Here is a 3,071-nt window from a genome sequence, read left to right as displayed (position 1 = left end):
GACCGTCTCCGCGACGGCGGTGGCCGCGCCGAGCAGCAGGCCGGCCCCGGCCCGCGCCGCCGCGCCGGCCATCGCGCGCGGGCGGCCGGGGCGGCGTGCGGGCGGCGGGTCAGAAGATGCGGTCACGTTCGGGTTCTCGCTGGTGGTGCTCTCGGGCGGGCGTGGCCTCGCGGGCGGGCGCGCCGCGGTGCCGTCCACCGCGGGCCTTCACGATACGCACCGCCAGGAAGGCCGCGGCCGCGACGGCCACCACCGCGACCACCGCCTTGGAGTACACGCCGACGAGGTCTTGGACGGCCGTCCAGTTGTCGCCAAGCCAGTACCCGGCCAGCACGAACACCGTGTTCCACAGCAGGCTGCCGAGGGTCGTGTAGACCAGGAAGGCCGCCATCCGCATCCGCTCCAGCCCGGCCGGGACGGAGATCAGGCTGCGGAAGATCGGGATCATCCGGCCGAAGAACACCGCCTTGCCGCCGTGCCGGGCGAACCACGCCTCGGTGCGGTCCAGGTCGGCGAGCTTCACCAGCGGGAGCCGCGCGACCAGCGCGCGGATCCGGTCGCGGCCGATCAGCGCGCCGACGCCGTAGAGGGCCAGCGCGCCGGCCACCGAGCCCAGCGTCGTCCAGACCAGCGCCGCGACCAGGCTCATCCGGCCCTGCGCCGCGGTGAAGCCGGCGAGCGGCAGGATCACCTCGCTCGGCAGCGGCGGGAAGAGGTTCTCCAGCGCGATCGCCACCCCGGCGCCGGGCGCGCCGAGCCGTTCCATCAGGTGCGTCGCCCATCCGGTGATCCCGCCGGACGGCTCGCCGCCGGCCACCGCGGACGCCAGCGCGTACGTCGTCTCGATCATGTCCTCGACGCTAGGAACCGGGCGTTCCCGCCGCCATGGAGCGCACCGCCGGCCCGTCCGGGCGCGCACCGCAGCCGCGCCCTGCGGAAAACCGCACCCGGTGCCGGAACTTGCCGGGCAAAGCCCTGAAAACCCGTCCGGAGACGGCGGATCCGCCTACCCTTGGGCCATCTCGTTACGCCCCGCGCGCGTCCGCTCCGGGGTCCGACAGAAGGAGCCGCACACGTGGCCGACGAACTCCCGGAGAGCGCGCCTCCCGGCATCGACACCTCCACGCCGACGTTCGCTCGGGTGTACGACTACTTCCTCGGCGGCAAGGACAACTTCGCCGCCGACCGCGAGGTGGCCGACATGGTGATGCAGCTCGTGCCGGAGGCGCCGGTCGTCGCGCAGGGGAACCGGGTCGCGATCGGGCGGGCGGTGGAGTACCTGGCGGGCGAGGCCGGGATCGACCAGTTCGTGGACATCGGGTCGGGGCTCCCGACCTCGTCCAACGTGCACCAGTTCGCCCGGTCGGCGAACCCGGACGCGCGCGTGGTGTACGTGGACAACGACCCGATCGTGCTGGCGCACGGCCGGGCGCTGCTGACCGAGCGGGGCGTCGCCACGTTCATCCAGGGCGACCTGTACGAGCCGGAGAAGATCTTCGGCGACCCGGCGCTGACCGGGCTGATCGACCTCGACCGGCCGGTGGCGCTGATCCTCGCCGCGATCATCCACCACGTGCCGGACGAGCGGGACCCGGCCGCCGTCGTCGGGGCGCTGCACCCGTTCCTGCCGAAGGGCAGCCACGTCGTGCTGACGCACCTGCACGACGCCGGCGACGACCCGCGCGTCGAGGAGGCCAAGCGGATCCTGCAGTCGGGCCTCGGCGGGTCGTACTTCCGGCCCGCGGCCCAGATCGAGGGGTTCATGGACGGGCTGACGATCCTGGAGCCGGGCGTCGCGCACGTGACGGAGTGGCGCCCGAACGGGCCGAAGGGCCCGCTGGAGCACCCGCTGCACAGCCAGATGGTGGCGGTGATGGGACGCAAGGACTGATCATCCGCCGAGCCCGGTGATCGGCGGCGAAGGGAGGCCGGATTCAGCGGAGAGTGAAACCGGCGGCGCCGCCGCCGCGGGCTCCGCGACGCTCGGATGCCCCGATTCCCCCAGGCCGCACGGGTTCCGGACGGTGCCCGGCCGGGGTTTCGGCCCCCCACCCGATCATGATCCAGGCGAAGATTCTTTTCTGATCGACTTTTCCGTTAAGAGCCTTTCTTGTACCGTTCGCAGGGTTTTGTGAAGTGAATTCATGATCGGACTTTCCCGCCACAAGATCATGTAAGGACGCCGCGATGCCCCTGGCGACTGGCCTGGCAGCGGCCGCGCTCCTCGGCCTGCTGACCCTGCTGGCCACCGCGCGGCGCGCCGGGCGCCGAGACCGCCCGCGCGACGAGCACCCCGAGTCGCTGACGGCCGTGCTCGCACCCGGAGAGGAGGAGTACCTGGCCTGGCTGGCCGACCACCACTGGCCCGGCGACGAGTACCTCGACCTCGAACACGAGTGGCGGGACGAGCTGGGCCTCCCCGACCCGGCCGAGCACTACGAGTCGCCGCTGTGCCCGCAGTGCGACCAGCGCTGCGAGGACGTCTGGCCGTGCCCGACCTGCGGGCGCCTGCTGCACTCCTCGTGCGGGCTCGGGATGCGGCGCCGCTGGGTCGACCGCCCGTACCGCGCGCACGGCCTGAACTCCGAGGCCGTCATCGCCGAGTGGATCTGCACCGGGTGCCTGTCGGTCGTCGGGCTCGACGTCGACCACGGCGGCGAACCGGACGAGGGGCTTCTGCGCTGAACGCCCCGATGTGCCCCACCTTGTCCGGCGGCACACGCGACGAACGGTAAAGAATCCCCCATTGACTTGCATATTTCGGACGAACGGCGGCAGGCTTCCACTATGTCCTTAATCACAGGGACGCCCGTGGAGGAACCCGTGACCGATCAACGCGCACCGTCCTGCCCGCACCAGCCGCCGTGCCCGAGGCCCGACGCGCTGGACCGCGAGGCCGCGAGAACCGTCGCCGCCCACCCGGAGCAGGGCTGGAGCCTGCTCTGCAACGGCATCGTCGTCTTCGAGGACACCGGCGAACTGCTGCCCGACGGCCGTGTGATCGCCCCGCACCGTCCCACGACCGCCGCCTAGCGGCGCCGCGCGGCCCGCGGGGTCCCCGCGCCTCCTCC

4 protein-coding genes are annotated in these 3,071 nt (G+C 72.5%); 3 read left to right on the top strand and 1 reads right to left on the bottom strand.

Features of this window, described 5'->3' with window-relative positions:
• Positions 1-109: 109 nt before the first annotated feature.
• On the bottom strand, positions 110-850 hold the full coding sequence (locus tag ABZ914_RS49365; RefSeq protein ID WP_500201514.1) for a DedA family protein: 741 nt from the start codon (positions 848-850) through the stop codon (positions 110-112).
• 225 nt (positions 851-1,075) lie between these two features.
• On the opposite strand from ABZ914_RS49365, the gene ABZ914_RS49360 reads away from it, so the two are divergent.
• The 3 genes from ABZ914_RS49360 (at position 1,076) to ABZ914_RS49350 (ending at position 3,033) form a co-directional block, all read left to right on the top strand.
• On the top strand, positions 1,076-1,891 hold the full coding sequence (locus ABZ914_RS49360; RefSeq protein ID WP_500201513.1) for an SAM-dependent methyltransferase: 816 nt from the start codon (positions 1,076-1,078) through the stop codon (positions 1,889-1,891).
• 296 nt (positions 1,892-2,187) lie between these two features.
• On the top strand, positions 2,188-2,685 hold the full coding sequence (locus tag ABZ914_RS49355; RefSeq protein ID WP_190858673.1) for a hypothetical protein: 498 nt from the start codon (positions 2,188-2,190) through the stop codon (positions 2,683-2,685).
• 138 nt (positions 2,686-2,823) lie between these two features.
• Positions 2,824-3,033, top strand: a complete 210-nt coding sequence (locus tag ABZ914_RS49350) for a DUF5999 family protein (protein ID WP_190858671.1) — start codon at positions 2,824-2,826, stop codon at positions 3,031-3,033.
• The last annotated feature ends 38 nt before the right edge of the window (positions 3,034-3,071 follow it).

Origin of the sequence: Spirillospora sp. NPDC046719 (assembly GCF_040645715.1) — a bacterium.
GTDB lineage: Bacteria > Actinomycetota > Actinomycetes > Streptosporangiales > Streptosporangiaceae > Spirillospora.
Note: the sequence above shows the minus strand (reverse complement) of the source record. Positions and strands in the feature narration are given on the sequence as shown.

Bases quoted from the DNA above. Each gene is read 5' to 3' on its own strand.
- ABZ914_RS49365 (WP_500201514.1), bottom strand. From the start codon at position 850: ATGATCGAGACGACGTACGCGCTGGCGTCCGCGGTGGCCGGCGGCGAG.
- ABZ914_RS49355 (WP_190858673.1), top strand. From the start codon at position 2,188: ATGCCCCTGGCGACTGGCCTGGCAGCGGCCGCGCTCCTCGGCCTGCTG.